Here is a 301-nt window from a genome sequence, read left to right as displayed (position 1 = left end):
CAAGCGATCAATCAATATGAGCACTTTAGTCCGAAATCGCTCATTCTGTTGCGCGAAGTTGACACCGTATCGCAGGATCGCACCATGCCACAGATCGTTTTCCTCGGCGCGGGCAGCGTCGTGTTCACTCGCCAGCTGCTCGCCGACCTGTACCGGTTCGACGACCTCCCGAGCGTGAAGATCGTGCTCCACGACATCGATGCCGAGCGGCTCGAGGTCGCGCGCGGTACGGCGGAGCAGGTGGCTTCCCGCTTCGGCCGCACGACCGAGATCGTTGCCACGCCCGACCGGCGGGCGGCTC

Annotated in this window: 1 protein-coding gene; it reads left to right on the top strand. The window is 63.5% G+C overall.

Annotated elements, in window-relative coordinates; genetic code table 11:
* Window positions 1-301, top strand: a 301-nt coding sequence (locus SB773_RS30975) for a family 4 glycosyl hydrolase (RefSeq protein ID WP_486304308.1), incomplete at both ends; no start/stop codon positions are given.

The organism is Bacillus sp. SIMBA_074 (assembly GCF_046534555.1).
Taxonomy (GTDB): Bacteria; Bacillota; Bacilli; order Bacillales; family Bacillaceae_G; genus Bacillus_A; species Bacillus_A mycoides.
This window is presented reverse-complemented; position numbering and strand designations above follow the sequence as displayed.